The following is a 26,860-nucleotide window of genomic DNA, read 5'->3' as shown; positions in this document are numbered from 1 at the left end:
GCGCGCGTCATCCAGGCGCAATTTCGCCGCTCGACACTGGGCACCATGACGACACTCCCGTTGCACATCACCCTCATCAGTGAAACCTTCCCACCGGAAATCAACGGCGTGGCCAATACCCTCGGCCGCCTCAGCGAAGGCCTGCGCCAGCGCGGCCATCGGGTGGAACTGGTGCGACCGCGGCAGAGCGACGATCCGCCGGGCCAGCCCGACACCGACCAGTTGCTTTGCCGCGGCTGGCCATTGCCTGGCTATCCCGGTTTGCAGTGGGGTCAGGTGTCGATGCACAAACTGCTGCGACGCTGGCGGCGCGACCGCCCGGACGTTCTGTACATCGCCACCGAAGGCCCGCTGGGGCTAAGCGCCCTGCGCGCGGCGCGGCGCCTGGGCATTGCGGTGGTCAGTGGCTTTCATACCAATTTCCAGCAGTATTCCAGCCAGTACGGCCTCGGTCTGCTGGCGCGGGCGCTGACCCACTACCTGCGCTGGTTCCACCACCGCACCCACAGCACCCTGGTGCCCAGCCCGAGTCAGCGGCTGTCCCTGGAACGGCGTGGCTTCGAGCGCCTGGCCCTGCTCTCCCGGGGTGTCGACAGCAGCCTGTTCAGTCCGGCACGACGCAACCCGGCGCTGCGCGAACAGTGGGGTCTGGGCAACGATGACATCGCCCTGCTCTACGTCGGTCGCCTGGCCGCGGAAAAGAACCTGGGCATGCTCGGACGCACCCTCGAAGAGCTGCAACGCACGTATCCGAAACGGCGCATGCGCCTGGTGATCGTCGGTGACGGGCCGCAATGGGCGGCACTTCAGGCACAACTGCCGGACGCCATCTTCTGCGGCCCGCAGCGCGGCGAGCAGTTGGCCGAACACTATGCCTGTGGCGATATCTTCCTGTTTCCGAGCCTCACCGAGACCTTCGGCAATGTGGTGCTGGAAGCGCTGGCGTCGGGTCTGGGGGTGGTCGCCTATGACGAGGCCGCCGCGGCCCAGCACATTCGCCATGGGCACAATGGCGCGTTGGCCATGCCAGGCGACGCCGCGGCGTTCATCGATGCCGCCTGCTGGCTGCTGGAAGACAGCGAGACCCTGCGCCGGGTGCGCCTGAATGCCCGCCAGCACGCCAGCCGTCAGGGCTGGCCGGCGATCGTCGAGCAATTCGAGATGCACCTGCGCGGGGCCTGCGAACCCTTGCGCGCCGGACAGGCCGGGCGCGACGAGTCCGGCCTGCAGGTCAAACCAGGCTCGTCAGCGCCTCACGGCTGAACGGCAGGATTTCTTCCTCGCGACCATCGCGGACCTTGGCCGCCCACTGTGGATCGACCAGCAGCGCGCGTCCCACCGCCACCAGATCGAATTCCTCGGCGTTCAATCGCTGCAGGAGGTTTTCCAGGCTCGCCGGCTGCGCCACCTTGTCGGTATCGACCATGAACTGCAGGAACTCGCCGTCCAGGCCGACACTGCCGACGGTAATGGTCGGCTTGCCGGTGAGCTGACGGGTCCAGCCAGCGAGGTTGAGCGGCGAACCTTCGAATTCAGGCTCCCAGAAGCGCCGGGTCGAGCAGTGGAAGATATCCACACCGGCGTCCGACAGCGGCTTGAGGAAGTCGGCCAGGGCTTGCGGCGTGGTGACCAGGCGCGCGGTGTAGTCCTGCTGCTTCCACTGGGAGAAACGGAAGATGATCGGGAAGTTCGGGCCGACCGCGGCGCGTACGGCCTGGATCAACTCGATGGCGAAACGCGAACGGCCGGCCAGGTCGCCACCGTATTCATCGGTGCGGCGGTTGCTGGCGTCCCAGAAGAACTGGTCGATCAGGTAACCGTGGGCACCGTGGATTTCCACGCCGTCCATGCCGATGGCCTGGGCGTCCTTCGCGGCCTGGGCGAAGGCGGCGATAACCTCCTGGATGTCCTCGCGGGACATGCCGTGGACGACCACCTGGCCATCCTTGATTTTCTCGCTCGGACCATGGCCCGGCACACTGGCATCCGGCTCGGTGCCGAGACGACGCACCGCGCCCACATGCCAGAGTTGCGGGACGATACGCCCACCTTCGGCGTGGACCGCGTCGACCACCTGCTTCCAGCCGGCCAGGGCGTCGTCACCATAGAAGCGCGGCACGTTCGGGTAGCCGTTGGCGGCCTTGTGGCCGACCGTGGTGCCTTCGGTGACGATCAGGCCGACACCGGCGGCGGCACGACGGCGGTAGTACTCCACCACTTCGGCGTGCGGCACGCCGCCGGGGCAGAAGGTGCGGGTCATCGGCGCCATGACCACACGGGTCGGCAGCTCCAGGGCGCCCAGTTGGAAAGGGGTGAACAGTGCGGTGACGGACATGTGGCGCTCCTCGGGATGAAAGGCGCCTGAGCATAGGATGGGGGGTATGGCGGGACGAGTACTATTGATCTGAGTGATTTAAGGGCATGGGCCTTGTGGTGTTCGTTCGAGCCCCATCGCGGGCAATGCCCGCTCCCACGAGGTCCGCGGCGAACACATGACCTGTGGGAGCGGGCATTGCCCGCGATGAGGCCCTCAAGGGCAACACTCAGCCCAGGGCCTTCTCGATCGCCTGCACCACCGTCGGATCGTCCGGTGCGGTACGCGGCGAGAAGCGCGCCAGTACCCGGCCGTCCTTGCCCACGAGGAACTTCTCGAAGTTCCAGGTGATATCCCCCGGAAACTCCGCGCCCTCGCCCGCCAGCAGGCGATAGAGCGGATGCCGATGCGCACCGTTGACCTCCAGCTTGCTTCCCAGCGGGAAGTTGACGCCGTAATTGAGGCTGCAGAACTCGGCGATCTCCGCCTCGCTGCCCGGCTCCTGTCCGGCGAACTGGTTGCACGGCAGGCCCAGCACCGCGAAGCCCTTGTCCTTGTACTGCTGATAGAGATTTTCCAGCGCCGCGTACTGCGGCGTCAGGCCACATTTGGAGGCGACATTGACCACCAGCACCACCTGGCCCTTGAACGGCGCCAGCGGCAGGTCCTGGCCGTCCAGCGCTTGCAACTTCAGGTCGTGAAATGCACTCATGACGTACTCCCCTCTACGGATCCCGGTTGTCCCGGCGGCCGACCACGAACGCGGCCCACTAAAAAGGCGCCTGGCCTGCCGCATGCACCCTTGCGGGTTGCACAACGGAAGGACAAGGCGCCTTCGCGACTCTCTGAGCTTAGCGCAGAAAATCAGTGGTGATGGCCACCTTCGCCATGGACATGGCCATGGGCGATTTCTTCTTCGCTGGCATCACGGACATTGACCACCTTGACCTTGAAGGTCAGGCGCTGGCCAGCCAGCGGGTGGTTGCCGTCGACGGTGACGTCGTCGCCGTCCAGGTCGCGGATGGTGACGATCTGCATCTGGCCGTCCGGCGCCGAAGCATGGAACTGCATGCCGACTTCCAGTTGGTCGACGCCTTCGAACATGCTGCGGTTCAGGGTGCTGACCAGCTCGGCCAGGTATTCGCCGTAGGCGTCTTCCGGCTCGATGGTGACGTTCAGTTCTTCACCGACGCCTTTGCCTTCCAGCGCTTTCTCCAGGCCCGGGATGATGTTGCCGGCACCGTGCAGATACACCAGCGGCGCGCCGCCAGCGGAGCTGTCGATGACCTCACCGGCGTCGTTGGTCAGGGTATAGTCGATGGAGACAGCCTTGTTGGCGGCGATCAGCATGGGGGCGAGACCTTTTGCATAAGAAGTATGAAGGGCCAAGTGTAACCAACGCATCGCCCGAAAGCGAACGCAACCCGGACAAACGGGTCAGCCGCATCGAGGGCTTTCATCAGGACGAAGACGGCCATTGGGTGGTCGAACTGTCCTGCGCGCATACCCAGCACCTGCGCCACCAGCCTCCCTGGCAATCCCGCGCCTGGGTCCTCGACGCCGCCGAGCGACAACGACGCATCGGCGAGGCTTTTGCCTGTGGCTGGTGCGCACAGGGGTGCGATAGCGATACCCTTGGCAATTGACTCTCTTTTGCACCGCTCATTCCGAGAAGCCCGCATGCAGACTTTTTTCATCGCGCCGACCGACTTCGGGGTTGGCCTGACGTCCATCAGCCTGGGTCTGGTCCGCACCCTGGAGCGCGCCGGCCTGAAGGTCGGCTTCTTCAAGCCGATCGCCCAGCCGCACCCCGGCGACACCGGGCCGGAACGTTCCACCGAACTGGTCTCGCGCACCCACGGCCTGAAGCCGCCCACGCCACTGAGCCTGAGCCATGTCGAGCGCATGCTCGGCGAAGGCCAGCTGGATGAACTGCTGGAAGAAATCATCACCCTGTACCAGCAGGCCTGCGTCGACAAGGACGTGCTGGTGGTCGAGGGCATGGTGCCGACCCGCCATGCCAGCTACGCCGCGCGGGTCAACCAGCACCTGGCCAAGAGCCTGGATGCCGAGGTGATCCTCGTCTCGGCACCGGAGAACGACGTACTCGCCGAGCTCTCCGGCCGGGTCGAACTGCAGGCGCAACTGTTCGGCGGCCCGAAGGACCCGAAAGTCCTCGGCGTGATCCTCAACAAGGTCCGCGGCGACCAATCCATGGCCGATTTCGCCATGCGCCTGCGCGACCATTCGCCGCTGCTGCGCAGTGGCGATTTCCGCCTGCTCGGCTGCATCCCGTTCCAGGCCGGACTCAACGATCCGCGCACGCGCGATGTCGCCGACCTACTCGGTGCCCAGGTCCTCAATGCCGGCGACTATGAAACCCGGCGCATGAACAAAATCATTCTCTGCGCCCGCACCGTGGCCAACACCGTGCCGCTGCTCAAGCCAGGCACCCTGGTGGTGACCCCGGGCGACCGCGACGACATCATCCTCGCCGTGAGCCTGGCGGCGATCAACGGCGTGCCCCTGGCCGGCCTGCTGCTGACCAGCGACAGCAAACCCGACCCGCGCATCCTCGAACTGTGCCAGGGCGCCCTGCTCGCCGGCCTGCCGATTCTCTCGGTGAGCACCGGTTCCTACGACACCGCCAACCAGCTCAACCAGCTCAACAAGGAAATCCCGGTGGACGACCGCGAGCGCGCGGAGATCATCACCGACTTCGTCGCCAGCCACCTCGACGCCGACTGGCTGCACCAGCGCTGCGGAACGCCGCGGGAAATGCGCCTGTCGCCGGCGGTCTTCCGCTACCGCCTGATCCAGCAGGCGCAGGCGGCGGACAAGCGCATCGTCCTGCCCGAAGGCGCCGAACCGATGACCGTCCAGGCCGCCGCCATCTGCCAGGCCCGCGGCATCGCCCGCTGCGTGCTGCTGGCCAAGCCGGACGACGTCCAGGCCGTGGCCCGCGCCCAGGGCATCAGCCTGCCGGAAGGTCTGGAGATCCTCGATCCGGACCTGATTCGCGAACGCTACGTCGAGCCCATGGTCACCCTGCGCAAGAGCAAGAGCCTGAACGCCCCCATGGCCGAGCAGCAGCTGGAAGACCCGGTGGTGATCGGCACCATGATGCTGGCCCTGGACGAAGTGGACGGCCTGGTTTCCGGCCTCGTCCACTCCACCGCCAACACCATCCGCCCGGCCCTGCAACTGATCAAGACCGCGCCGGGCTGCAGTCTGGTGTCCTCGGTGTTCTTCATGCTCTTCCCGGAGCAGGTGCTGGTCTACGGCGACTGCGTGATGAACCCGCACCCGAGCGCCGCCGAACTGGCGGAAATCGCCCGGCAGAGCGCCGACTCGGCGCAGGCCTTCGGCATCGCGCCGCGGGTGGCGATGCTCAGCTATTCCAGCGGCGACTCGGCCACCGGCGAGGAAGTGGAGAAGGTCCGCGAAGCCACCCTGCTCGCCCAGGAGAGCCAACGCGGCCTGCTGATCGACGGCCCGCTGCAGTACGACACCGCCGCCAACCAGGACATCGCCCGCCAGCTGGCGCCCAACAGCCAGGTCGCCGGGCGCGCCACGGTGTTCGTGTTCCCCGACCTGAACAGCGGCAACACCACCCACAAGGCGGTGCAGCGCAGCGCCGACTGCGTCAGCCTCGGGCCGATGCTGCAAGGCTTGCGCAAACCGGTGAACGACCTGCCGCGCGGGGCCCAGGTGGACGATATCGTCTACACCATCGCCCTGACCGCGATCCAGGCCAGCCACGCGGCGGAATACTGAGTCATGGCCGATCATCTGCGCGGCGCTCTCGCCGCCTTGCTGCTGGGACTCAACACCTTGCTCTGCTGCACGCCGCTGTTCATCGTCAGCCTGTTCAAGCTGTGCCTGCCCTTCGCCGCGGCGCAGCGCGTCACCGACGAGTTGATGCGGCACATCCACGAAGCCTGGATCAGCAACAACAAGGGCTGGATGAAGCTGCTCGGGCGCACCCGCTGGCAGGTCGAGGGGCTCGCCGGGCTGGACTACCAGCACAGCTACCTGATCACCAGCAACCACCAGAGCTGGGTCGATATCCTGGTGCTGCAGTACGTGCTGAACCGGCGCATCCGGCCGCTGAAGTTCTTTCTCAAGCAGGCGTTGATCTGGGTCCCGGTGATCGGCCTGGCCTGGTGGGCGCTGGGCTTTCCGTTCATGAAGCGCTACAGCAAGGCGTACCTGGACAAACACCCGGAAAAGCGCGGCAAGGACCTGGAAACCACCCGGCGCACCTGTGCGAAATTCAGCGGTAAGCCGACGGCGATCTTCAACTTCGCCGAGGGCACGCGCTTCACCGCGGCCAAGCATCGCCAGCAGAACTCACCGTTTCGCCACCTGCTCAAGCCCAAGGCCGGCGGGATTGCCTTCGTGCTGGACGCCATGGGTGAGCAACTGGAATCGATCATCGACGTGACCATTCACTATCCCGAGGGTGCCCCGGGGTTCTGGGATCTGTTGTGTGGGCGGGTGCGGCGGATCGTGGTGGAGTTCGAGGAACTGCGGATTCCGGCAGAGTTCCTTGGCCGCAGCTACGACCAGGACGAGGCGTACCGGGCAGCGTTCCAGGCGTGGATCAACCGGTTGTGGGAGAGGAAGGACGAGCGGTTGGAGCAGATGAAGACGTCTGCCCCGTAGGAGCGTGGCTTGCCCGCGAAAGGACCGCGCAGCGGTCCCTGAACAATCGGGACCGCTGCGCGGTCCTTTCGCGGGCAAGCCACGCTCCTACGGATAGGGTGCATGGCGTTGCAGCGATTACTGCTGGTAGTTCTGCCCCGGAATCGGCTTCAGGTTCACTTCCACCCGACGGTTCTGCGCCCGTCCGTTGGCATCGGCATTGCTCGCGATCGGCTGATCCGGGCCCATGCCACGCACGCTCACCCGCGAAGCGTCGACACCCTGCGAGGTCAGGTAGGTGCTCACCGCCTGCGCGCGACGCTGCGACAGGTCCATGTTGTGCTGGCGGCTGCCGGTGCTGTCGGTGAATCCGATCACTTCGATGTTGTTCTGGTTGAACTGCTTGAACGAGTTGGCCAGGTTGTTCAGCGGCGAGTAAAAGCTCGGGGCGATGTTCGCCGAGTCGGTGGCGAAGGTGATGTTGCCCGGCATGATCAGCTTGATCTGGTCGCCTTCACGCTGAACCTCGACACCGGTGTTGGCCATGCTGGCGCGCAGCTCGGCTTCCTGCTTGTCGGCGTAGTAGCCATAACCCGCGGCCGCGGCACCCACTGCCGCCGCGCCGATCAGCGCACCCTTGCCACGGTTGTCGTGGTTGATGGCGGCACCGGCGATTGCGCCGGCCAGTGCGCCCAGGCCACCGTACTTGGCGGTCTTGCTCATCCCTGAGGAGCCCTGCGCCTGACCGCCCTGGTTGTCATAGGGGTTCTGGCCGGCACAGCCGGTCATCAGGGCAGCGGCGGTAGCGACGATAATCAAACGACGCATGGTGAACATGGAAAGCTCCTGCAGTAATTCGGTATAGGTGGCGAACTGCTTTGAGTTCGCCACCAGCCTTGGAGTGCGGCGGAGCGGAAAAATTCCCTGCTGACTTCAGGCCCGTACGAACGGGTTCTCGCGCATTTCCTCGCCCAGGCGGGTGTCGGGACCATGCCCGGCCACCACCGTCGCCTCTTCGTCGAGGCGATACAGCCGCTGTTTGATGGATCGAACGATAGTCGCCTGATCGCCCCCCCACAAATCGGTGCGCCCCACGCCACGGCGGAACAGGGTGTCGCCGGCGATCAGCAGCTTGGCATCGGCGAACCAGAAGCTCATCGAGCCCGGGGTATGTCCCGGCGTGTGCAGGGCCACGCCGCAACCGCAGGCCAGTTCCTCGTCATCGGCCAGCCAGCAGTCCGGCGATGGCACCGGCGTGTAGGGCACGCCGAACATGCGGCACTGCATTTCCAGGTTGTCCCAGAGGAACTGGTCGTCCTTGTGCAGGTGCAGGGTGGCGCCGGTCTTTTCCTTCAACTGCCCGGAGGCGAGGAAGTGATCGAGGTGCGCATGGGTGTGGATGATGCTGACCACCTTCAGGCCATGGGCATCGAGCTTCTGCATGATCAGTTCCGGATTGCCGCCCGGATCGACGACAATGGCCTTTTTCGTCACCGGATCGCCGATGATCGTGCAATTGCACTGCAACGGACCGACAGGGAAGGTTTCGCGGATAAGCGTGGTGGGGGCGGGATTCATGAGCGTATTCCTTCAACAGGCAGGCAGCAATTTTAATCGGTATTCAAAATTGAAAATCAACCATCCGCGAGACGCGGCCGCAGCGCCCGGGCGCCGCGGCCGCGTCTCGCGCAATCAATAGTGGCCTAATGTTATCCTTGTCCTTTTCCCTGCTGCGCAGGCTTCCTCCGACAAGGAACGTCCCATGACCTCCCGGCCGACCCTGCAAGTCGATCCGCTGCTCACCGCCAATCTCGATGCCCTGCTCAGTTCCGTGGTCGATGCCGACCAGCGCCAGCTGCAGGTCCCCGACAGTCCCCGCTCCGAGCGCGAAGCGCTCAAGCACCAGCGTCTCCAGGAACTGCTCAACCGCTGCCGCGAAGAAGCGCTGCAGCAGGTGGTCGGGCCCTTCGGCCTGACCCCGGCGATGTTCTCGGATATCGACGGCGGCAACGTCACCACCCAGCACAACGCCAACCAGGACATCTACGCCAAGGAGTCCGAGTACTACGACCGCGAAGCCGACTACGACTACTCCGCCGCGAAAAGCGAGAAGAAGAAGGAAGCCGTGGAGAACGGCACGATGAACTCGGACACCTTCGTCGACGCTTACACCAACAAGACCGAGGCAACCAAGCGCACGGCCAAGTCGAACGGCAAGCAGGTGATGAACGCCGAACTCGACCACACCATCCCCCTCAAGCAGGCGCACAAGGAAGGCGGCTGGATGCTGACCCCGGAGCAGCGCAAGAAGCTGGCCTCGGAAAAGGACAACCTGCACTTCACCACCCACGAGAACAACCGGGCCAAGAGCGATATCGCCGCCGAGACCGCGCTCAGCGCCGAGAACGGTTACGACGAGTCCATCACCCAGCCCCTGATCGACAAGGCCCGCGCGGCCATCGACTCGCACTTGCCACAGACCGGCGACCGCCTGCTCTACCACGGCAAGGAACTGGGCATCACCGGCGCCAGGGAGTTCGGCAAGACCGGCCTGCGCCGCGCCATGGGCGTGCTGCTGTTCGAAGTGGTCAACGGCAGCTTCGTCGAAGTGCACAAGGTCATCAGCCAGCGCGACGACGAACGCCCCCTGCTCGATCGGGTGATGGCGGCGGTGGAGCGGGTGCTCAAACGTGTGCAGGGCAAGTTCAAGGCTGCCTTCGACGCCTTCTTCGAAGGCGGCCTGCAGGGACTGGTGAGCAACCTGCTGACCTTCCTGATCAACAACCTCATCACCACCTCGGCCAAGGTCGTGACGATCATCCGCGAAGGCATGCAGGAGCTGTTCAAGGCCGTGAAGCTGTTGCTCTGGCCCCCGGAGAACATGTCCGGGGCCGAGGTGGCGCGAGCCGTGAGCAAGAGCCTGGCCGGCCTGTTCACCCTGGGCGCGGGCATGCTCTGGGAGCAGTCGGTGAATGCCTTCATCGTCGGTATTCCGCTGCTCGCGCCAATGGCTGGGGTGATCGCGCCGGTGCTGACCGGCCTGATGACCGGCCTGGCCAATGCCCTGCTGATGTATGGCATCGACTCGTTGATCGACTGGATGCTGGACAAGGGCACCGACTTCATCAACGCGCAGATCAACACCCTCGAAGCCACCGCCGAACTCGGCCAGCGGATGATCGAGCGGGTCGAGCAGCAGTTCCGCCTCTCGGCCCGCTACCGCATGATGGCCCAGCTCAACCAGCGCATCGCCGGGCGCTTCGAGCAGGCCGGCCAGGCCACGCAGGCTGCGCTGGAACACGCACAACAGACCGTGGAAGAACAGGCCGGCACCATCGCCGCCCTGTCCCAGGCGATCGACACGAAAAAACAATTCAACGAACGACTCGGTTCGTTGCTTCAGCAGTTCATGAAGGAAAGCTAAGGAATGTCCCAGGTCATTGCCCAACTGGCCAGCACCGTACCCAGCGAAGATCTGCTGGCGCAGATCGACATCGCCGAGGTGTACGAAAAATTTCATAACACCTTCAAGCGCCTGGATGACTTCAAGCGGGTGCGCGATGAACACGAGCAACGCAGCTTCCTGGGCCGCCTGTTCAACCGTGGCGAGCTGAAGAACGCTCAGCTGGACGCCCAGGAAGTCCAGGCCGAGTTTTCCAAGACCCTGGCCCAGTTGATGGTGATCAGTTCGCTGCAGGCGCAGCAACTGACCGAACAGCAGCAGCAATTGAGCGCCCAGCAAACCGCGCTCGACGCCAGGGCCGAGGAACTCGCCCGGCAGAACACCCGTCTGGAGCAGCACCAGGCGGTGATCAAGCACCAGGCCGCCAACCTGCGCACCTACGTCACCGAACTGCTGAAAGTCCAGGGACTGACCGACGATCATGGCGAGCAGCTGATCAGCATCGCCAACGAAGTGCTGGAAACCCGGGACAAACTGCTGGCCAATTTCGATGAGCGCATGCGGCGGATCCAGGGTGTCCTGGATGAACAGCAGCAGTTGGTGCGGGAAGTCCTCGACGAGCAGTCGAACACCTTCGAACGGGCTCAGGCGCAACTGCGCCAAGGTATCGAGACCGCGTTCGAACAGCGCCTCGCGGCCCTCGACCAGCGCCTGCTGGACACGCTCGAAGCCCGGCATCGCGCCGCCGTGGAAAGCACCGATCGACTGAGCGCCGAGATCACCAGCCAGGCGCAGCAGCAGGAGTACCGCCAGGCCGACCTGAACCGTCAGTTGTCGGAACTGCGCGAAGTACTGGCCGAACAGGAACAGACCCTGCGCAGCGAACGCAGCGAGCGCCAGCAGGAGCAGGCCGAGCGGCAAACCGCGCTGGACGCCCTGCACCAGGCGCACAGCGAGGCGCACGAGCGCCTGGCGCGCAAGCAGGGTCGCCTGCTGGCCGGGCTGTGCGGCCTGGCCCTGGCCGGCGCCGCGGCGATCGGCAGCATGCCGCTGTGGCTGGCGCCGCCAGCGCCAGCGGCCGTCGAAGTCCAGCAGGCTCCGCCAGCGACGCCGGCGGTCGAGGTCCAGCAAGCCCCGGCAGCGACACCGGCCGTCGAGGCCCAGCAAGCCCCGACAGCGACACCGGCGGTCGAGGTTCAGCAGGCCCCGCAAGCGACATCGTGAGCCCGCTCAGATCCACGGCAACAGGCTGCTGACGGCCAACGGCAAGGCCAGCGCCGCCAGCAGGGTCTGCCCGGCGATGATCCCCGCCATCAGGGGCGCATCGCCGCCCAGCTGGCGGGCCATGATGTAGGACGACGACGCGGTCGGCAGCGCCTGGAACAGCAGCGCCGCGATCGCCGCCTCGCCCTTGAGGCCGAACAGATGACAGGCCGCCAGGGTGATCAGCGGCATGACCATGAACTTCGCCACCGACGACTGGCCCACCGGCCGTAGCCAACTGCGCACCGCGCGCAGGTCGAGGGCCGCGCCGACGCACAGCAGGCCCAGCGGCAAGGAGGCCTGGCCCAGGGTTTTCAGCAGCGGTTCGAGCGCCAGCGGCAGCCCCCAGCCAGTGGCGTGCAGCACAATCCCGCCGGCACAGGCCAGCAGCAGCGGATTGAGCGCCATCTGCCTGAGCACGTCCTGCCAGGTCATGCGCCCCGCCGAGCCATAGCGGGCGAACACCAGCACGCAGAGAATATTCACCGTCGGCACGATGGCGGCGTTGGCCACCGCCGCCAGGGCGATGCCCTGGGTCCCGAACAGCCCCGCCGCCGCGGAGACGCCAACATAGTTGTTGAAGCGCACGCCCCCCTGGAACACCGAGGTGAACGCCGCGTCGTCGACCGCGAAGCAGCGCCGCAGCGCCACCAGCAGCAGGGCCACCAGCACGGTGGAGGACACCAGGGCGAGCATCATGCCCTGCACCGGCACACCGTCCAGCTTCGCCGTCGCCAGCCCGTGCACGAACAGCGCCGGCAGCAGCACGTAGTAACTCAGGCGCTCGGCCTGCGGCCAGAAGGCATCGGCGAGGAACTGGCGGTGGCGCAGCCAGGCACCGAGCATGATCAGCAGGGCGATGGGCAACAAGGCGAGAAGCAGGGCAAGGGTCATGGCACCGTCCGGAAAAACGCGGGATGGACGCTACGATAAAGAGCCGCTCGCTTGATTAAAAACGATGAATTATTGAGTCACCCTCAAGTTTTACTCATCGGTCAGCGCCGCCTGGCGCCGCACCGCCTGGGCCAGGGCGGCGGCCAGGCGCCCGCGAGGTCGGTCCTCGCGCTCGATCAGCACCACCTGGCGGGTGCGCTGCGGCTCGCCGAAGGGCATGCACGCCAGCGTGCCCAGGCGCTGCAGATTGCGCGCCGACGACGGCACCACGGACACGCCGAGGCCGCTGGCGACCATCTGGATGATCGCCTCCTGGCTGTCCAGCTCCATGGTCGTGCGCACCCGCAGGCGCAGGCGCCGCAGCTCGCGCTCGATGGTGCGCCCGGCCCAGGCGCGGCGGTCGAAGCGGATGAAGGGTTGTTCCTGGAGCAGCAGGCGCGGCTCGACGTCGGCGAGGTGCCTGGGCGCGATCACCCAGAAGCCCTCCTCGTAGAGGATGGTGCTGACCAGGCCATAGGGATGGGGCTTGACCGGCGCGGTGGTGACCGCCGCATCCAGTTCGCCCGCCTCGACCCGGGTGGCCAGCTCCGCCGACATGCCCGAGGCGACGTTGACCCGCAGATGCGGATGCTCGGCGGCCAGAGCCGCCAACGCCGCCGGCAGGATGCCGGCCAGCGCGGTGTGGATCGCGCCGACCCGCAGGCGACCGCGCAGCTCGCCGTCCTCGCCCAGCTCGACCGCGATAGCGTCGTACAACGCGAGGATTTCCCGCGCCCGCTCCAGCGCCAGGTGCCCGGCCTCGGTGAGCACCGGCAGGCGTCGCGAGCGATCGAACAGCGGGGCGTTGAACTCTTCTTCCAGCCCACGGATATGCAGGCTCACCGCCGACTGGGTGAGGTGCACCGCTTCGGCGGCGCGGGCGAAGGAGCCGTGCTGGGCGATGGCGACCAGGGTACGCAGGGCGCGGAGAGACATGGACAGAGGCCGTGGCAGTGGGGTGGCTGGAGCGCAGGAACGGATCTTGCTGCGCCACAGCATACTATCCTTGGGTAACGGTTCCTTCTCAGTTGTTCGATTGAACCCGACCGCCATCCGGCGAGTCACGGAAAAAAGGACGCGGCGTATACCCAGGACGTTTCGAGAACAACCGATCCAGGACTGAGCCGATGCCAGACAAAGGCCGTGGATGCAAAGCCAGAGCGACGATCATTTGCCTGCGCAGCGGGAAGATACTTCTGGTGCGCAAGAAAGGCGGCAAGTGGAACTTCCCCGGCGGCACCATCGAGGACGGCGAGCAGCCGATCCAGGCGGCGGCGCGGGAACTGCGAGAGGAGACCCGGCTCTGCTGCAGCGGGCTGTTGCCGCTGTGCATTCTCGAAGTCGGCAATGTCGTGCACCACGTCTTCACCACTCAGTTCGACGATTGCAGCCAGGCGGTCGCCAACAATGAAATCGTCGCGTGCAAATGGGTCAGGCGAAACCAGCTGAATGCCACCTTGCTCACCCCGAGCGCCGTCGCGTTGATGACCCGGCAATTGCCCGCCCTGTGCGTCTGACCCTCTCGCTCAATCAAGCGTGGATGGAGCGCCGTACACTGGCGGAGGGTCACCCCAGCACCTTCGCCATCTCCGCCGTCGCATTCCAGCCCAATCCGGCATACACCGGCCGTCCCGCGTCGGTCGCATGCAACACGGCAAAGCCCAACCCGCGCCGGGCAAACTCCGCCTCGGCCAGTTGCATCAATTTCGACGCCAGCCCCCGCCGCCGATACTCCGGTTCCACATACACATTCAGCACATAGCCACGCTGATCCAGCTGCGGATGGGCCGGATGGGGCGGCCAGTCGATGCTCATCAGGCCGATGGCCGCCGCGACCTGCCGGCCGTCTTCCAGCACGAACCCGTAATAACGCCCGTCCGCCAGGCGCGGCTGCAGCCAGGGCCGGAAATGCCCGGTCATCACCTGCAGGGTCGCGGCATCGCCACCGGCCTCGAGAAACATCGCCTCACGGTGCCGGCATACCGTCTCGCCATCGGCGCTGTGCAGGCGCCGCACCGTCAGTTGCGCAAAGTCCAGATCACCCGGGATATCGTTCATCGTACTCATACCTTGGTCGCAGAAGCCGATGCTAGATCCACCCCGCTTGCCGCGTTAGACACAGATCCGCTTTCCGCTCGCCATACAGATGCCAGAGCCGTTTGCTCCGGCGCGCGGGGGCCACAACCAAAGTACCGGCATGGCAAAAGCATCCCACCGGCAAAGAAAAACTTCTTTACCAGCCAGCCCGATGCCCTCTATGAATTGCACAGAACGCCTGTCGTCATGCGATTCCATGCAATCAACGCAACGACAGGCACGACCGTTTTTCTACCTCCCGGGCCAACCCAGAGATGAATGACCACAAGACCACGGCTGCCACAGCGCTCACCCCTCCCGCCGGCTGGATCGCCCCCGCGGCCTTCGCCCTGCTGGCCTTCGCCGCCAACTCGATCTTCTGCCGCCTGGCCCTGGTCCACGGCAACATCGATGCGCACACCTTCACCGCCGTGCGCCTGCTCGGCGGTGCGCTGTTCCTGTTCTGCCTGGTCAGGCTGCGCCAGCCCGGCAAGCCCCTGGGCGGCAGCTGGAAAGGCGGGCTGGCGCTGTTTCTCTATGCCTGGCTGTTCTCCATCGCCTATGTCCGCCTGGGGGCCGGGGTGGGGGCGCTGATCCTGTTCGGCGCGGTGCAGATCACCATGTTCGCCTGGTCACGGCTCAAGGGTGATCGCGTCGAAGGCCGGGTGCTGGCGGGCATGCTGATCGCCTTCGCCGGCCTGATCGCCCTGCTGCTGCCCGGCGCCAACGCGCCGGCGCCGCTCAGCGCGCTGTGCATGGTGATTTCAGGGATCGCCTGGGGTGCCTATTCGCTGATCGGCAAGGGCTCGGCCAATCCGCTCGGCGACACCGCCGGCAACTTCCTGCGCAGCCTGCCGCTGCTGCTGATCCCGGTGCTGGCTGGCGTGTCCGGCGGCCAGCTGAGCATCGACAGCCACGGCCTGGTCTACGCCCTGGCCTCGGGCATGCTCGCCTCCGGAGCAGGCTACGCGGTGTGGTACGGCGTGTTGAAACGGATCAGTGCGCAACAGGCGGCGACCCTGCAATTGAGCGTGCCGGTGATCGCCGCGCTCGGTGGCGTGCTGCTGTTGAGCGAACCGTTGTCGCTGCGCCTAGTGGTGATCTCCACGGTGGTGCTGGGTGGGGTGGGGATGGCGTTGAGCAAGGGCAAGCGGAAATGAAGCTGGCCACTTATTGAATGACGCGATCGTCCCAGCGCGCCGGATCAGGGTTGCTGACCGGGGTTCCCCCGGTGAGGCTGCCATTCTCGTTGATCACTTTGGACACGCTGTCCGATTTGAAATGCCCCCTGACATAGTCCTTGATGCCGCGGGAATTCAGGCACGCCGCGGTGATGGTGCAGGTGTCGCCCGTTGCCACCACGATTGCCGTCGAGCAACTCTTGGCCGCGGAGGATTCCTTCCAGGATTTCTCGCAACTGGCATTGGTCGCCGCGTTGCACAGCGACGCCAGCAGCAATGTCGAAAGCAGCACGACGCTGTTGCGCAGCCCTTGGGAAAAACGCAGGTGGGGCAGAATCGATATCGAATGTAAGTTGCGCATTTCACACGCTCCAGTCATGGGAGAGGATATGCACTACTCACATCGCACGCATCGAGCATCGGATCACCCGCGAGGGCGGTCAATTCCGCAGAAGTGACTAATGCGAAAGTGCGGGCACGGCCACATCATGCAAAGAAACCGCTCTTTGTACACATCTTTGACGGCTTGACGGGGAACCGCATAAAGGCCGCCAGGTGCCTGTCTTGAGTCTTGTAGCGCTCTCAAGATCGAGCGCCGCCCGCGCGGCGCATCGCGGATGAATCCGCTCCTACATTTGTTGCAACGTACCTATGTCTGTCAGGCCATGGTTGACCGCCTTGTTGGTTCGACTCGATACCGAGTCGAGCCCAACAGCCTCCCCGCGATACATCGCCGAAAAAACAAAGGCTGACAACCCAAATCCCACAGGCCATGGCACGTTGCAACAAATGTAGGAGCGGATTCATCCGCGATGCGCCGCGCGGGCGGCGCTCGATCTTCAGAGCGCTGCAAGACTTAAGACAGGCACCTGGCGGCCCTGATGCAGTTTCCCGCCAGGCTTTCGGAGTTGTGTAGATACCTATGCATGTGGGGCCACATCCAGCCACGCCGCGCAAGCCTGCGAACAGGGGACTGGCAGGCTTGAGCAGGGCCACACCTGAGTCCCGCGTCAGCGACCTGACACCGGAGCGAGGCAGTCATCAACGGTAGTCGCCAAGATGGTCGGGATCGGGATCGGGATCCGGAAGATGTTCGCCGCCGCTGAGACCCTGACGGTCAAGCTTTAATTCGAACACACTCTCGAAGACGTAACGCCCGCGCTTTTCAACGAGCCTATTCTCCCCCGACGCGTAGCATGACGCGGTGATGATGCAGCCGTTGATCACCCCCTTCGCCGTCCCGGACTTGCAGTACTTGCCAGCCTGCGAGGCTTTCCAGGCGCCCAGGCAATCCTCGTCTGAAGCCGGGGTGGGCGTCACGACTACTGGTGGCTTTGCTTCGGTCCCGCCGCGCAGGATGCCGTCCTCGTTGGTCAGTTGCGAAACGCTGTCCAGCTTCCTGTGAATGACGTTCGAGGCCTTCATGCCGTAGCCGATGCTCTTCTTGCACTCGACGCTGATTTCACAGGAGCCCGGCTCGTATTGCCGGGTAAAGGCTCTGTCGCAGGAGGAACTTGCCGTCGATTTCGCGAATGCCGTATCACACGCGTCATCCGCATGGACAAGCTGGGGCAGCGTGAGGATTACGAGCAATGCGCTGGCTTTGGTCACGCAGGCAATGGGGGATGCAGTGGTCACGTTGTTTGCTCCGGGATAAGGGAGATCGGCCGTGCACCACTCACATCGCACGGGAACAACTTCCCGCGCGTTCGCCGCACTGTCAATTCATTGCAAACGACTAACTCGAAGGTCGAGGCCCGGCGATTCGATAGCGGTGCAGCCATCAGGCCTGCGTATGCAACCAATCCAGAAACGCCCTGACACTGGCATGTCGCTCCTTCCCCGGCGCACAAAGCGCGAGGTAGGACTTGCCAGGCAGCACGGTCTCGCCACGGTAGGGCACCAGCGTCCCCGCCTTGACGCTGCTGTCCGCCAGCACGCAACTGGCGAGGACGTAGCCCTGCCCTGAAATGGCCGCCTGCAGCGCCAGGTGCTCGTTGCAGTAATCGAGCAGTTCCTTGCCCAGCCACGCCTGCAGACCGGTCTGACCGCACCACTCGGCCCAGGAGAACGGTGCACTGGCGTTGGCGTTCCAGGACAGGTCGATCAACCGTGGCGGATCGTCTCCCGCCCGGGCGAGCAGCCGAGGCGCCGCGAACACACCGAACTGCTCGTCGAGCAGTACTTCCTGGTAAAGCTCGGGATACCCCTGGCTGGTCGCGCGAATGGCGACATGAACATCGTGGCTGCGCAGCAGATCGATCACTTCGGTGTCGGGCACGACACGGATGCGGATGGTCGGATGGCGCAGGTAGAAGTCTTCCAGACGCGGGACCAGCCACAGCGCGGCGAACTCCGGCGTGGTGGTGACGTTGAGGGTGTCCACGTCCTTGCTCTGGCGCTGCGTGTTCAGGACGACCGAAAGCTCATACAGCATCGTGTGCGCCGACTTGAAGACGGTTTCGCCCGCGGCGGTCAGCACCAGCCCGCTGGCCGTTCGCCTGAAAACGCTGGTGCCCAGCCATTCCTCAAGGCTCTTCACTTGCAGCGAAACCGCCGACGGCGTGACCGACAGCTCGACAGCCGCGCGCTTCAGACTGCCCAGCCGGGCAACCGCCTCGAAATACCTCAGCGCGTTCAACGGCAAGTGATTGAACATGGCACCCCTGTCAATTCAGCTCTGCTCAAGGGCGTTGAGTATAGGGAAATTGAGCGCGGGCCCGAAATGCCGTTCCATGCGCTGAACAACCAGCGCACAGGTGCAACCATGCAGGGCCCGAAACGCAAGATCTTCCAGGCTGTGGCCTACGAACTGATAGCGGTGTTCTGCATCGCCCCGGCCTTCACCCTCGTCTACGACAGCGGGCTGGCCCACTCGACCGCGCTGTCGCTGCTCATCTCGACCGTCGCGATGAGCTGGAACATGCTCTACAACCACGTCTTCGAACGCATCGAGCGCACCCTGGCAAACCGCGAGCGGACCCTCGGCCGGCGGGTGATCCACTCGCTCGGTTTCGAAGGCGGCTTGACCCTCATCCTGGTGCCACTGGTCAGCTACTGGCTGGACATCAGCCTGCTCCAGGCGCTGATGACCAATCTGGCGCTGTTCGTGTTCTTCTTTTTCTATGCGTTCGCCTTCCAATGGGGCTTCGACAAGCTGTTCGATGTGCCCGATTCGGCGAAGCCGGAGAAGTGTCTGGATCCCGAGCTGAGAGGGCAACTCTGAGGGCTTTACAGCAGACCGCATCAGGGCTGCCAGGAGCTAGCCTTGAACCTTGCAGCGTTCTTGAGATCGAGCGCCGTCCGCACGGCGCTTCGCGAGCAAGCTCGCTCCTACATCTTGTTGCAACGCGCCATGGCCTGTGGGATTGGTGTTGTCAGCCTTGGTGCCTGGCTGGAGTCGGGCGAGAGGCCATCTAACGCGGGGCGGCTATTGGGTTCGGCTTGATATCGCGTCGAGCGCACCAAGCGGCCAATGGCGGTCTGTCAGACAAAGGTACGTTGCAACAAACTGTGGGAGCGAGCTTGCTCGCGAAGCGCCGCGCGGGCGGCGCTCGATCTCAAGAGCACAGCAAAGCTCAAGGCGAGCACCTGCCAGCCATTACACTCCCCTACGGCAGATACAACCTGAACAACCCACCCCCCAACGTCCCGCCATTGGCAATCTCGATCCTGCCCGGCACCCCGTTGCGTTCATGCAGCGCCGCAATCCGCGCCGCAAAATACAACCCCAGCCCGGTACTCGCCGTGCTGTGCTCGATGCCCTGCACGTACTGGTCCTGCTGCTCGATCATCGCCGCCGGGAAGCCGGTGCCGTCGTCGTTGACGCTGATCACCAGCGCGTCGTTTTCCTCACGCACGCTCACCAGCAAGGCATGCCCGGCATAGCGGGTGGCGTTGTTGATGATGTTGGAGATCACCGAGCCCACCAGCTCGCGGTCGAAGAACCCCAGCGGCGCGGCTTCATCGATCTCGTAGCGGGCGACGATGCCGCGACTGTCGAGAATCTCCTGATAACCGGCGAGCAGGCCGCCGATGAAGTCGTCGAGCTCGTGGTAGTCGGGCAGCATCGGCAACTGGTTGATCCCCAGTTTGTACAGGCCGAGCAACTGCACCAGCATGCCGTTGAGGTGGACGAACTCATGCTCGATCACCACCTGCTCCGGGGCCTGGTGCTGCCCTTCCGGCAGGCGCGCGAGCCACTGGCTGTGGGCCTGCATGAGCATGGCCAGCGAGTTCTTCATGTCGTGCACGGTGGAGGCGATCACCGTGGAAAAATCCAGCCCCGATTCCTTGTCCCTGGACATCATGACCCCACAGCGCGAATGCGCAGTTTGCGGTAGCGCTCGTAGCGCGGATCGGTATCGGGAATGCCGGCCACCTTGGCCAGGCAATCGCGACACTCCTGCAGCACCGCCGCCGGCGGGTTCTCCCCGCCCATGCGCAACAGGGCCTGGGCGGTGTTGAGGGCGATGCTGATGTTCTTCGATTGCAGTTTCAGCGCCTTGCGGAACAGGTTCAGGGCGTCGTTCAACTGCCCGGCCTGGTAGCTGCGCACGCCCTGGCGATTGAGGTCGACCGCTTCATTGCCGGCACCGAGGATGGCCGGGTCGTCGGTGAGCCTGGCGATGTTCTGCATCACCGCGTTGTCGTCGCCGTAGACCTCGACGCAGTTGCGCAGGATGTTCTTGCCGGCGTCCTCCTGCCCCAACTGCTTGAGCTGGGCGGCGACGGCCAGGGCCGCCTCGGCGGAGAAGAACTGGTCCATGGTTTCCAGGCGGGCCATGGCCGCTTCGGTGAGCTTGGCGGCGGTCTCGGCATCGCCGGCCTGGGCCACGCCGGTGGCCTTGATCAGCCGGGCACGCACCTGCAGGCCCTGGTCCTCGGCGTACTCCTTGGCGACATCGCCGAGCACCTGGTTGATCTCGACCCGGGTTCGCGCGTCGAGGCCGTTGCCGGCGTTCTTCTGGATCAGCGCCTGGGCCAGGCCGAGGTTGCTTTCCGGGTCCTTGAAGCGCGAGTTCTGGCCCTGGCTGACAGCCTGGCGATAGGCCCGCGAGGCACCGTCGAAGTCGGCGTTGCCCAGGGCCAGCTTGCCCAGCAGCATCTGCCGCTTGACCGCCAGCGGCGACAGGCGCACGGCATCTTCCAGCACATGCTGGGCGCGGCGGGTCTCGCCGCCGGCGACCAGCACCTCGGCCAGGCCGTCGTACAGCCCGGGCATCATCGAGAAGGTCTTGATCGCCTGCTCGTAGACATCCTTGGCCTGGCTCACCTGCCCGCGCTTGAACAACAGCTTGCCCAGCGCCGAATAGGCCCAGGGCGTCGGCCGGTTGGCGAGGATGGCCTTGAGGAAGCGCTCCAGCTCTTCATGGCGGTTCAGCGCGGCCATGGCATCGGCGCGGTAGCGCAGGCACAGCGGGGCGAAGCGCGGGTCCTTCTTGCACAGTTGCTCGCAGGCCACCAGCACTTCCGCCGGACGCCCGCGATCGAGGGCCTGGAGGATCGGCTTGAGCAGGGTCTTGCGCTGCACCAGCTTGTCCAGCCGCTGGGTCAGGCCGACGCGGTTGAACGGCTTGGTCAGGTAGGCATCCGGCTCGTGTTCGAGGGCACTGAGGACCACGGCCTGGCTGCTCTCGGCGGTGATCATGACGAAGATCGATTCGTGGCTGATCAGCTTGTCGAGCATCAGGTCCTCGAGGACCTGCTGGCCGTTCTTCTTGCCGTCGCCCATGTGGAAATCGTGGAGGACGAAGTCGTAGCGCTTCTGCGCGCACATGCGGATCGCGGTCTCGCCACTCTCGGCGGTGTCGACGTCCTTGATCCCCATCTCGCGCAGCATCGAACGCAACGACGTGCGGAAGTCGGTGAAGTCATCGACGATGAGAAAACTCTTTTGGCTGTAGACCAGCATCCGCAAAACCTGTCTTGGAAATTATTGAAACACGCACGCAACACACACAAGGACAGGCCCGGCGCCCCCGCGAGGGCACGCCGGTCACGCATGAGCGTCGGCCGGCGCCAGCAACCCGTGGCTTCCCAGCCGGTATTGATTGTCGCCACTGCGCTTGGCCTCGTACATCGCCAGGTCAGCGGCGTGGAGCAGCGTATCCATGCCCGTGGCGTGCTGCGGAAACACCGCCACGCCCAGGCTGCTGCCCACCTGCAGGATGCCTTCGGCCAGGCTGATCGGCTCGGCCAGGGTGTCGATCAGGCGACGGCACAGCGCATGCAATTGCGTCTCGCAGGCATCGTCCTCGGGCATCCCGTCGAGGATCAGCACGAACTCGTCGCCGCCGATCCTCGCTACGGTATCGGCAGCACGCAACATTTGCTTGAGCCGCCGGGCGATCTGCACCAGCACACGGTCGCCGACAGCGTGGCCGTGGTGGTCGTTGATGCGCTTGAAACCATTCAGATCGAGAAAGATCAGGGTCACCCGGCCAGCACTGGCGCGGGCCTGTTCCAGAGCCTGCAGCAGCCGGTGCTCGAGCACCAGGCGGTTGGGCAGGCCGGTCAGCGCATCGCTGTGGGCCAGTTGCTGGAGCTGGGTGGCCCAGGCCTTTTCCTCGGTGATCTCGCGGACCACGCCGATCATTTTCACCGCCACGCCATCGCCATTGCGCACGATGTTGCCGGTCTCGCGCAGCCAGTGGACGCTGCCGTCGGGCCAGACCACGCGGTATTCCTCGTCGTGGTTGTTGCCGGTGGCGATACAGCGCAGCTCTCCGGCGCGGACCTGGGCGCGGTCATCGGGATGCACGGCGTTGCAGAAGCGCTCGTAGCTGGGCGTGATCTCGCCGACCTGGTAGCCGAACATGCCGTAGATGGCGTCGGACCAGTACAGCACCTCGGTGTCGATATCCCAGTCCCAGGTACCGATCCGGGCGAAGTACTGGCTGCGCTGGTAGCGTTCGCTGTCGTCGCGGGGGGCGAAGGTCGGCGGGCTCTGCGGCTGGTTGTCGAGGCGGATCTGGCACACCGCGAGACGGGCGCGCAGACGCCGCTCGCGGCGTCGGGCGCGCAGCAGCAGGGCCAGCAGCATCAGCGATGTGCCAAGGGCGAGCCAGTCGAAGGCGGTCATGGGGCGGGGCCGGAAGAAGGAAAGCGGCGCTAAAATAGCTAATTGCCACCATCCGCGTCCAATTTTCCGCGCCCCGCTGTGCGCTAGTTCACTCCCGCCGCGGCGCCGGCGGCCTTGCGCTGGCGGCTGTAGTTCAACGCCCAGTGCGCCACCAGGCCGAAGATCAGGCCCCAGAAGGCCGCGGCGAGCCCCAGGAAGCTCATGCCCGAAGCGGTCACCAGGAAGGTGATCAAGGCCGGCTCGCGCTGCTTTTCATCGGCCATGGCACCGGCCATGCCGGTCATGATCGCGCCGAACAGGGCCAGCCCGGCCAGGGCGGCGATCAGTTCCCGCGGCAGGGCGGCGAACACCGAGGCCAGGGTGGCGCCGAAGGTGCCCATGAGGATGTAGAACAGCCCGCAGGCGATCCCGGCGATATAGCGTTTGCCCGGTTGTTCGTGGGCTTCACGGCCGGTGCAGATCGCCGCCGTGATGGCCGCGAGGTTGAAACCGTGGGAGCCGAACGGCGCCAGCAGCACCGAGCCTATCGCGGTGACCGCGAGGATCGGCCGCGCCGGGGTGGTGTAGCCGGCGCTGCGCATCACCGCCATGCCCGGTACGTACTGGCCGGTGAGGCTGACCAGGGCCAGCGGCAGGCCGATATTGACGATGGCGTGCCAGCTCCATTGCGGGGCGATGAACACCGGTTCGGCCAAGGCCAGGGTCAGCGCCGAGGCGTTCAGCTGGCCGAGCAGGCCGGCCACCGTGCAGCCGACGAGCAGCACCGAGAGAATCGCGTAGCGCGGCGACAGGCGCTTGAACAGCAGGTAGCTGGCGAACATCGCCAGGACCAGTGTCGGCTGCAGCTTGATCGAGGTGAACAGCTCGGCGCCGAAACGGAACAGGATGCCGGCCAGCATCGCCGCGGCGATGGCCTTGGGCAGGCGGCTCATCAGGCGGTCGAAAGCGCCGCTGAGGCCGACCACGGCGATCACCAGCGCGGCGACGATATAGGCGCCCACCGCCTCGGCCAGCGACACCTGCGGCAACATCGATACCAGCAGCGCCGCGCCCGGCGTCGACCAAGCGGTGATCACCGGCGCACGCAGGCGCCAGCTGAGCAGCAGGCCGGTGACGCCACTGCCGATGGAAATCGCCCAGATCCATGACGACACCTCGGCCGGAGCCAACTGCGCCTCGCGGGCCGCCTGGAAGACGATGATCAGCGGGCCGGCGTAGGAAATGATCACAGCGATCAGGCCGGCGACGATCGCCGACAGCGAACAATCTTTTCTCAGGGACTCCATACAGCTCTCCAGTCAGCGGGGCAGGCAAATTGATTCGATTCATTTCAAATCTATTCGATTCAATCGAATCAATTCAATAGACTCAATTAAACAATTTGAAATATTCTTCACCCCTTCATGCCTGCCCGGGGTCCGCCCGGATTGCATCGCTGCGAGGTCCGATTGCTGCGATGTGATAGGCTCGGCGCACTTGTTTGCCTCGGTAGTACGTCCATGTGGGTTCCCCAGCTCAATGCCTTCAATCAACCGGTCTACCTGTCCATCGCCGACGCGCTGGAGCGGGATATCGCCAGCGGCCAGCTCAAGCCGGGCGAGCGCCTGCCGACCTTGCGCGAACTGGCCCAGGGGCTGCAGGTGACGCCGGGCACGGTCAGCCGGGCCTATGGCGAGGCGCAGCGCCGCGGGTTGCTGCAGGGCGAGGTCGGGCGTGGCACCTATGTGCGGGCGACGCCGCGGGCCGAGCCGCCGGCGCCGGAGTCGCTGGTCCGGCCCGCCAGCCTGTCGGCGGAGCCGCGGGTGCTCGACCTGTCGATCATCAAACCGGCGGGCGACACCGCATCCACCTGGCTGCGCGGTGCACTGGTGGAGCTGGCCAACGGCACCGACTTCGCCCAATCCCTCGACTACGCCCCGGACGGTGGTCATCCGGCGCACCGCGAGGCTGGTGCGCAGTGGTTGCGGCACTCGTTGCCGGAGGCCACCTGGCAGCAGGTGGTGATTACCGCCGGTGCCCAGCATGGCCTGCTGGTGGCGATCAGTGCGCTGACCGAAAGCAACGACCTGATCCTCTGCGAGTCGCTGTGCTATCCGGGGATCATTTCCCTGGCGCACAGCCTGCAGCGGCGTTTGCGTGGCGTGGAGATGGACGAGGAAGGCATCATCCCCGCCTCGCTGCGCGAACTGTGCCAGCGCGAGCGCCCGGCCATGCTGGTGTGCGTCGCCACCTGCCAGAACCCCACCACCGCCACCATGTCGCACCGACGCCGGGCGGAAATCGCCGCCATCGCCGAGGAATTCGACTTCCTGATTCTCGATGACGACATCTACGGTTTCCTCGCTGCCGACACCACGCTGCGGCCGTTGGCCAGTTATGCGCCGGAGCGTTCGGTGTATCTCACCAGCCTGTCCAAGTCGGTGTTGCCGGCGTTGCGCATCGGTTACCTGTACAGCCCGCCGCGCCTGCTGTCGCGCCTGACCGCGATGGTCCGCAGCAGCGTATGGATGCCCTCCCCGCTCACCGCGCAGTTGGCCAGCAACATCATCGCGCAGGGGCTGGATCAGCGCCTGGTGCAGTTGCAGCGGGACGAGGCGGCGAAGCGTCAGGCGCTGGCGCGGGAATTGTTGCCGGGCCTGAAGATCAAGGCCGAGCCGCACAGCTATCACCTCTGGCTGGAACTGCCGGAGCCGTGGAGCGCGGATGAGTTCGCCACCCTGGCGCGGGCGCAGGGGGTGAAGGTGCTCAGCGGATCGCAGTTCCAGGCGCAGCGCAGCGGCGGGAGTCGTGGTGTGCGGGTGGTGCTGATGTCACCGACCCGGGAGGATGAACTGCGCTTTGCCTTGACCCAGTTGGCGAGTCTGGTGGGGGTTGCGGATCCGCGGCGGTTTTATTGAGCGCTGAGCGGGAGAGCAGTCCATCTTGTGGGAGCGAGCTTGCTCGCGAACGGATGCGCAGCGGCCGTAAAACATGACAACCCGGATCCGGGACTGCTGCGCAGTCCTTCGCGAGCAAGCTCGCTCCCACAGAGGTGTCGTTGCCAGGCTGAGCCCAGTTGCCTGGCACCGTTTCAGCTCATCCGCGATGCCACACCCGACAAGCCCACCTGCCCTGTGGGAGCGAGCTTGCTCGCGAACGGGCGCGCAGCGGCCGCATGTGCTGGTCTAATGGCTCCGGACACCTCAATTAGGGAGAATCCCCCTACTGAGGAGTACCCCCGATGACCAAGAAGTACAGAAGATTCACCACCGAGTTCAAACTCCAGGTCTGCAAGATGATTGTTGATCAAGGTCTGAGCGTGAACTCGGTTTGTGTCGACATGGGCTTGAATGACACCGCTGTCCGCCGCTGGGTAGAGCAGTACAAGGCCGAGCAGTTGGGCGGAGCAGGGATAGGCAATCCGTTGACCAGTGAACAGCAGCGAATTCGCCAGCTTGAGCAGCAAGTCCGAGAGCTGAAGATGGACAACGACATACTAAAAAAAGCTACGGCCTTCTTTGCCCGCGAGTTGAAGTGATCCATCAACTGGTTCGTCAATTGCAAAGTAAGGCTTTCCCGGTGGCGCGCGTTTGTCGCGTGCTTCAGATCAGTCGCTCGGGCTTCTATGAGGCCCATGAGCGACAGGCGAAACCCAATCCAATTTGCCCTGTCGGCATCAAGCTCAAGGCTGCATTCGTGTCGTCTGGAGACTGCTACGGCAGCCGTCGACTAGTGGGTGTTTTGCGGCAGGAAGGCGTGTCCATTGGCCGCTTCAAGGTACGTCGCTTGATGAAGCTCTACGACTTGCGCTGCGCCTGGAAGCGCAAGTTTGTTCATACCACCACCAGTAATCACGACTTGCCGATAGCTGAAAACCTGCTCAACCGTCAGTTCATGCCGGGAGGCATCAATCAGTCATGGGTTGCAGATATCACTTACATCCGAACGCGCAGCGGATGGGTGTACCTGGCGGCCGTCAT

General features: G+C 64.9%; 24 protein-coding genes and 2 pseudogenes. 11 read left to right on the top strand and 15 right to left on the bottom strand.

Annotated elements, in window-relative coordinates:
• Window positions 1–45: 45 nt before the first annotated feature.
• Window positions 46–1,263: a glycosyltransferase family 4 protein gene (locus CHB99_RS07920; RefSeq protein ID WP_042120974.1), complete on the top strand. Its 1,218-nt coding sequence runs from the start codon at window positions 46–48 to the stop codon at window positions 1,261–1,263.
• Here CHB99_RS07920 and CHB99_RS07915 read toward each other — a convergent pair.
• The 3 genes from CHB99_RS07915 to CHB99_RS07905 form a co-directional block, all read right to left on the bottom strand.
• Window positions 1,232–2,335, bottom strand: a complete 1,104-nt coding sequence (locus CHB99_RS07915) for an NADH:flavin oxidoreductase (protein ID WP_042120975.1) — start codon at window positions 2,333–2,335, stop codon at window positions 1,232–1,234. The two genes, CHB99_RS07920 and CHB99_RS07915, sit on opposite strands and share 32 nt — an antisense overlap.
• 208 nt (window positions 2,336–2,543) lie before the next feature.
• A complete protein-coding gene (locus CHB99_RS07910) occupies window positions 2,544–3,026 on the bottom strand; it encodes a glutathione peroxidase (protein ID WP_042120976.1) in 483 nt (160 codons plus the stop codon).
• Window positions 3,027–3,178: 152 nt separating this feature from the next.
• Window positions 3,179–3,664, bottom strand: coding sequence for an FKBP-type peptidyl-prolyl cis-trans isomerase (locus tag CHB99_RS07905; protein ID WP_042120977.1), 486 nt, complete (start codon window positions 3,662–3,664; stop codon window positions 3,179–3,181).
• Here CHB99_RS07905 and CHB99_RS07900 point away from each other — a divergent pair.
• The 3 genes and pseudogenes from CHB99_RS07900 to yihG all read left to right on the top strand — a co-directional run bounded on the left by CHB99_RS07900 (window position 3,633) and on the right by yihG (window position 6,982).
• Window positions 3,633–3,960, top strand: a pseudogene (locus CHB99_RS07900) (DUF3565 domain-containing protein). The gene CHB99_RS07905 and the pseudogene CHB99_RS07900 overlap by 32 nt on opposite strands.
• 34 nt (window positions 3,961–3,994) lie before the next feature.
• Window positions 3,995–6,091 carry a phosphate acetyltransferase gene (pta, locus tag CHB99_RS07895; protein ID WP_042120979.1) on the top strand — a complete coding sequence of 699 codons (2,097 nt, stop codon included), beginning with the start codon at window positions 3,995–3,997 and terminating at the stop codon, window positions 6,089–6,091.
• A gap of 3 nt (window positions 6,092–6,094) precedes the next feature.
• Window positions 6,095–6,982, top strand: a complete 888-nt coding sequence (yihG, locus tag CHB99_RS07890; protein ID WP_042120980.1) for a 1-acylglycerol-3-phosphate O-acyltransferase, YihG family — start codon at window positions 6,095–6,097, stop codon at window positions 6,980–6,982.
• A gap of 117 nt (window positions 6,983–7,099) precedes the next feature.
• On the opposite strand, the gene CHB99_RS07885 is transcribed toward yihG, so the two are convergent.
• Window positions 7,100–7,798, bottom strand: a complete 699-nt coding sequence (locus tag CHB99_RS07885; protein ID WP_042120983.1) for a YiaD family glycine zipper/OmpA-like lipoprotein — start codon at window positions 7,796–7,798, stop codon at window positions 7,100–7,102.
• Window positions 7,799–7,894: 96 nt separating this feature from the next.
• Entirely contained in the window at window positions 7,895–8,539 is a 645-nt protein-coding gene (locus CHB99_RS07880) for an MBL fold metallo-hydrolase (RefSeq protein ID WP_042120984.1), read from the bottom strand.
• Between the two features lie 184 nt (window positions 8,540–8,723).
• Between CHB99_RS07880 and CHB99_RS07875 the strand changes: the two genes are divergently transcribed.
• Both CHB99_RS07875 and CHB99_RS07870 read left to right on the top strand, forming a co-directional pair.
• Window positions 8,724–10,385 (top strand): hypothetical protein, encoded by a 1,662-nt coding sequence (locus CHB99_RS07875; RefSeq protein WP_042120985.1) that lies wholly within the window; start codon window positions 8,724–8,726, stop codon window positions 10,383–10,385.
• A 3-nt stretch (window positions 10,386–10,388) separates the two neighbouring features.
• Window positions 10,389–11,588, top strand: coding sequence for a coiled-coil domain-containing protein (locus CHB99_RS07870; protein WP_042120986.1), 1,200 nt, complete (start codon window positions 10,389–10,391; stop codon window positions 11,586–11,588).
• A gap of 6 nt (window positions 11,589–11,594) precedes the next feature.
• Here the strand turns inward: CHB99_RS07870 and CHB99_RS07865 are convergent, their stop codons facing one another.
• Both CHB99_RS07865 and CHB99_RS07860 read right to left on the bottom strand, forming a co-directional pair.
• A complete protein-coding gene (locus CHB99_RS07865) occupies window positions 11,595–12,521 on the bottom strand; it encodes an AEC family transporter (protein WP_042120987.1) in 927 nt (308 codons plus the stop codon).
• A 90-nt stretch (window positions 12,522–12,611) separates the two neighbouring features.
• Entirely contained in the window at window positions 12,612–13,496 is an 885-nt protein-coding gene (locus tag CHB99_RS07860; RefSeq protein WP_042120991.1) for a LysR family transcriptional regulator, read from the bottom strand.
• 191 nt (window positions 13,497–13,687) lie between these two features.
• Between CHB99_RS07860 and CHB99_RS07855 the strand changes: the two genes are divergently transcribed.
• A complete protein-coding gene (locus tag CHB99_RS07855; protein ID WP_042120988.1) occupies window positions 13,688–14,077 on the top strand; it encodes an NUDIX hydrolase in 390 nt (129 codons plus the stop codon).
• A gap of 49 nt (window positions 14,078–14,126) precedes the next feature.
• Here the strand turns inward: CHB99_RS07855 and CHB99_RS07850 are convergent, their stop codons facing one another.
• Window positions 14,127–14,618 carry a GNAT family N-acetyltransferase gene (locus CHB99_RS07850; RefSeq protein ID WP_042120989.1) on the bottom strand — a complete coding sequence of 164 codons (492 nt, stop codon included), beginning with the start codon at window positions 14,616–14,618 and terminating at the stop codon, window positions 14,127–14,129.
• 293 nt (window positions 14,619–14,911) lie between these two features.
• Here CHB99_RS07850 and CHB99_RS07845 point away from each other — a divergent pair, with 293 nt between their 5' ends.
• A complete protein-coding gene (locus CHB99_RS07845; protein WP_084702474.1) occupies window positions 14,912–15,796 on the top strand; it encodes a DMT family transporter in 885 nt (294 codons plus the stop codon).
• 10 nt (window positions 15,797–15,806) lie between these two features.
• Here the strand turns inward: CHB99_RS07845 and CHB99_RS07840 are convergent, their stop codons facing one another.
• The 3 genes from CHB99_RS07840 to CHB99_RS07830 all read right to left on the bottom strand — a co-directional run bounded on the left by CHB99_RS07840 (window position 15,807) and on the right by CHB99_RS07830 (window position 18,476).
• Window positions 15,807–16,178 carry a hypothetical protein gene (locus CHB99_RS07840; RefSeq protein WP_042120990.1) on the bottom strand — a complete coding sequence of 124 codons (372 nt, stop codon included), beginning with the start codon at window positions 16,176–16,178 and terminating at the stop codon, window positions 15,807–15,809.
• Window positions 16,179–16,858: 680 nt separating this feature from the next.
• A complete protein-coding gene (locus CHB99_RS07835; protein WP_042130760.1) occupies window positions 16,859–17,455 on the bottom strand; it encodes a hypothetical protein in 597 nt (198 codons plus the stop codon).
• A gap of 145 nt (window positions 17,456–17,600) precedes the next feature.
• Window positions 17,601–18,476: a LysR substrate-binding domain-containing protein gene (locus tag CHB99_RS07830; RefSeq protein WP_042130762.1), complete on the bottom strand. Its 876-nt coding sequence runs from the start codon at window positions 18,474–18,476 to the stop codon at window positions 17,601–17,603.
• A gap of 108 nt (window positions 18,477–18,584) precedes the next feature.
• Here CHB99_RS07830 and CHB99_RS07825 point away from each other — a divergent pair, with 108 nt between their 5' ends.
• Complete coding sequence (locus CHB99_RS07825; protein ID WP_042130765.1) at window positions 18,585–19,043, top strand: PACE efflux transporter; 459 nt, start codon at window positions 18,585–18,587, stop codon at window positions 19,041–19,043.
• Window positions 19,044–19,428: 385 nt separating this feature from the next.
• Here CHB99_RS07825 and CHB99_RS07820 read toward each other — a convergent pair whose 3' ends face one another.
• From CHB99_RS07820 to CHB99_RS07805, 4 genes are all read right to left on the bottom strand, one after another.
• On the bottom strand, window positions 19,429–20,124 hold the full coding sequence (locus tag CHB99_RS07820) for a sensor histidine kinase (protein WP_042130663.1): 696 nt from the start codon (window positions 20,122–20,124) through the stop codon (window positions 19,429–19,431).
• A complete protein-coding gene (locus CHB99_RS07815; protein ID WP_042130665.1) occupies window positions 20,124–21,731 on the bottom strand; it encodes a tetratricopeptide repeat-containing response regulator in 1,608 nt (535 codons plus the stop codon). The genes CHB99_RS07820 and CHB99_RS07815 overlap by 1 nt, the downstream gene beginning before the upstream one ends.
• Window positions 21,732–21,815: 84 nt before the next feature.
• Window positions 21,816–22,901 carry a sensor domain-containing diguanylate cyclase gene (locus tag CHB99_RS07810; protein WP_042130667.1) on the bottom strand — a complete coding sequence of 362 codons (1,086 nt, stop codon included), beginning with the start codon at window positions 22,899–22,901 and terminating at the stop codon, window positions 21,816–21,818.
• A gap of 83 nt (window positions 22,902–22,984) precedes the next feature.
• Complete coding sequence (locus tag CHB99_RS07805; RefSeq protein ID WP_042130669.1) at window positions 22,985–24,187, bottom strand: benzoate/H(+) symporter BenE family transporter; 1,203 nt, start codon at window positions 24,185–24,187, stop codon at window positions 22,985–22,987.
• A gap of 213 nt (window positions 24,188–24,400) precedes the next feature.
• On the opposite strand from CHB99_RS07805, the gene CHB99_RS07800 reads away from it, so the two are divergent.
• Together CHB99_RS07800 and CHB99_RS29480 are read left to right on the top strand one after the other, a co-directional pair.
• Complete coding sequence (locus tag CHB99_RS07800) at window positions 24,401–25,798, top strand: aminotransferase-like domain-containing protein (protein ID WP_042130671.1); 1,398 nt, start codon at window positions 24,401–24,403, stop codon at window positions 25,796–25,798.
• Between the two features lie 323 nt (window positions 25,799–26,121).
• A pseudogene (locus tag CHB99_RS29480) lies at window positions 26,122–26,860 on the top strand (IS3 family transposase); the annotation flags it as partial.

Origin of the sequence: Pseudomonas japonica (assembly GCF_900188455.1) — a bacterium.
Taxonomy (GTDB): Bacteria; Pseudomonadota; Gammaproteobacteria; order Pseudomonadales; family Pseudomonadaceae; genus Aquipseudomonas; species Aquipseudomonas japonica.
Note: the sequence above shows the minus strand (reverse complement) of the source record. Positions and strands in the feature narration are given on the sequence as shown.

What these genes read in the sequence shown, in the direction of transcription:
- yihG (WP_042120980.1), top strand. Translation starts at nt 6,095, where the DNA reads ATGGCCGATCATCTGCGCGGCGCTCTCGCCGCCTTGCTGCTGGGACTC.
- CHB99_RS07860 (WP_042120991.1), bottom strand. Translation starts at nt 13,496, where the DNA reads ATGTCTCTCCGCGCCCTGCGTACCCTGGTCGCCATCGCCCAGCACGGC.
- CHB99_RS07920 (WP_042120974.1), top strand. Translation starts at nt 46, where the DNA reads ATGACGACACTCCCGTTGCACATCACCCTCATCAGTGAAACCTTCCCA.
- CHB99_RS07850 (WP_042120989.1), bottom strand. Translation starts at nt 14,618, where the DNA reads ATGAACGATATCCCGGGTGATCTGGACTTTGCGCAACTGACGGTGCGG.
- CHB99_RS07910 (WP_042120976.1), bottom strand. Translation starts at nt 3,026, where the DNA reads ATGAGTGCATTTCACGACCTGAAGTTGCAAGCGCTGGACGGCCAGGAC.
- CHB99_RS07855 (WP_042120988.1), top strand. Translation starts at nt 13,688, where the DNA reads ATGCCAGACAAAGGCCGTGGATGCAAAGCCAGAGCGACGATCATTTGC.
- CHB99_RS07875 (WP_042120985.1), top strand. Translation starts at nt 8,724, where the DNA reads ATGACCTCCCGGCCGACCCTGCAAGTCGATCCGCTGCTCACCGCCAAT.
- CHB99_RS07845 (WP_084702474.1), top strand. Translation starts at nt 14,912, where the DNA reads ATGAATGACCACAAGACCACGGCTGCCACAGCGCTCACCCCTCCCGCC.
- CHB99_RS07830 (WP_042130762.1), bottom strand. Translation starts at nt 18,476, where the DNA reads ATGTTCAATCACTTGCCGTTGAACGCGCTGAGGTATTTCGAGGCGGTT.
- CHB99_RS07905 (WP_042120977.1), bottom strand. Translation starts at nt 3,664, where the DNA reads ATGCTGATCGCCGCCAACAAGGCTGTCTCCATCGACTATACCCTGACC.
- CHB99_RS07805 (WP_042130669.1), bottom strand. Translation starts at nt 24,187, where the DNA reads ATGGAGTCCCTGAGAAAAGATTGTTCGCTGTCGGCGATCGTCGCCGGC.
- CHB99_RS07840 (WP_042120990.1), bottom strand. Translation starts at nt 16,178, where the DNA reads ATGCGCAACTTACATTCGATATCGATTCTGCCCCACCTGCGTTTTTCC.
- CHB99_RS07820 (WP_042130663.1), bottom strand. Translation starts at nt 20,124, where the DNA reads ATGTCCAGGGACAAGGAATCGGGGCTGGATTTTTCCACGGTGATCGCC.
- CHB99_RS07810 (WP_042130667.1), bottom strand. Translation starts at nt 22,901, where the DNA reads ATGACCGCCTTCGACTGGCTCGCCCTTGGCACATCGCTGATGCTGCTG.
- pta (WP_042120979.1), top strand. Translation starts at nt 3,995, where the DNA reads ATGCAGACTTTTTTCATCGCGCCGACCGACTTCGGGGTTGGCCTGACG.
- CHB99_RS07815 (WP_042130665.1), bottom strand. Translation starts at nt 21,731, where the DNA reads ATGCTGGTCTACAGCCAAAAGAGTTTTCTCATCGTCGATGACTTCACC.
- CHB99_RS07915 (WP_042120975.1), bottom strand. Translation starts at nt 2,335, where the DNA reads ATGTCCGTCACCGCACTGTTCACCCCTTTCCAACTGGGCGCCCTGGAG.
- CHB99_RS07880 (WP_042120984.1), bottom strand. Translation starts at nt 8,539, where the DNA reads ATGAATCCCGCCCCCACCACGCTTATCCGCGAAACCTTCCCTGTCGGT.
- CHB99_RS07870 (WP_042120986.1), top strand. Translation starts at nt 10,389, where the DNA reads ATGTCCCAGGTCATTGCCCAACTGGCCAGCACCGTACCCAGCGAAGAT.
- CHB99_RS07865 (WP_042120987.1), bottom strand. Translation starts at nt 12,521, where the DNA reads ATGACCCTTGCCCTGCTTCTCGCCTTGTTGCCCATCGCCCTGCTGATC.
- CHB99_RS07800 (WP_042130671.1), top strand. Translation starts at nt 24,401, where the DNA reads ATGTGGGTTCCCCAGCTCAATGCCTTCAATCAACCGGTCTACCTGTCC.
- CHB99_RS07885 (WP_042120983.1), bottom strand. Translation starts at nt 7,798, where the DNA reads ATGTTCACCATGCGTCGTTTGATTATCGTCGCTACCGCCGCTGCCCTG.
- CHB99_RS07825 (WP_042130765.1), top strand. Translation starts at nt 18,585, where the DNA reads ATGCAGGGCCCGAAACGCAAGATCTTCCAGGCTGTGGCCTACGAACTG.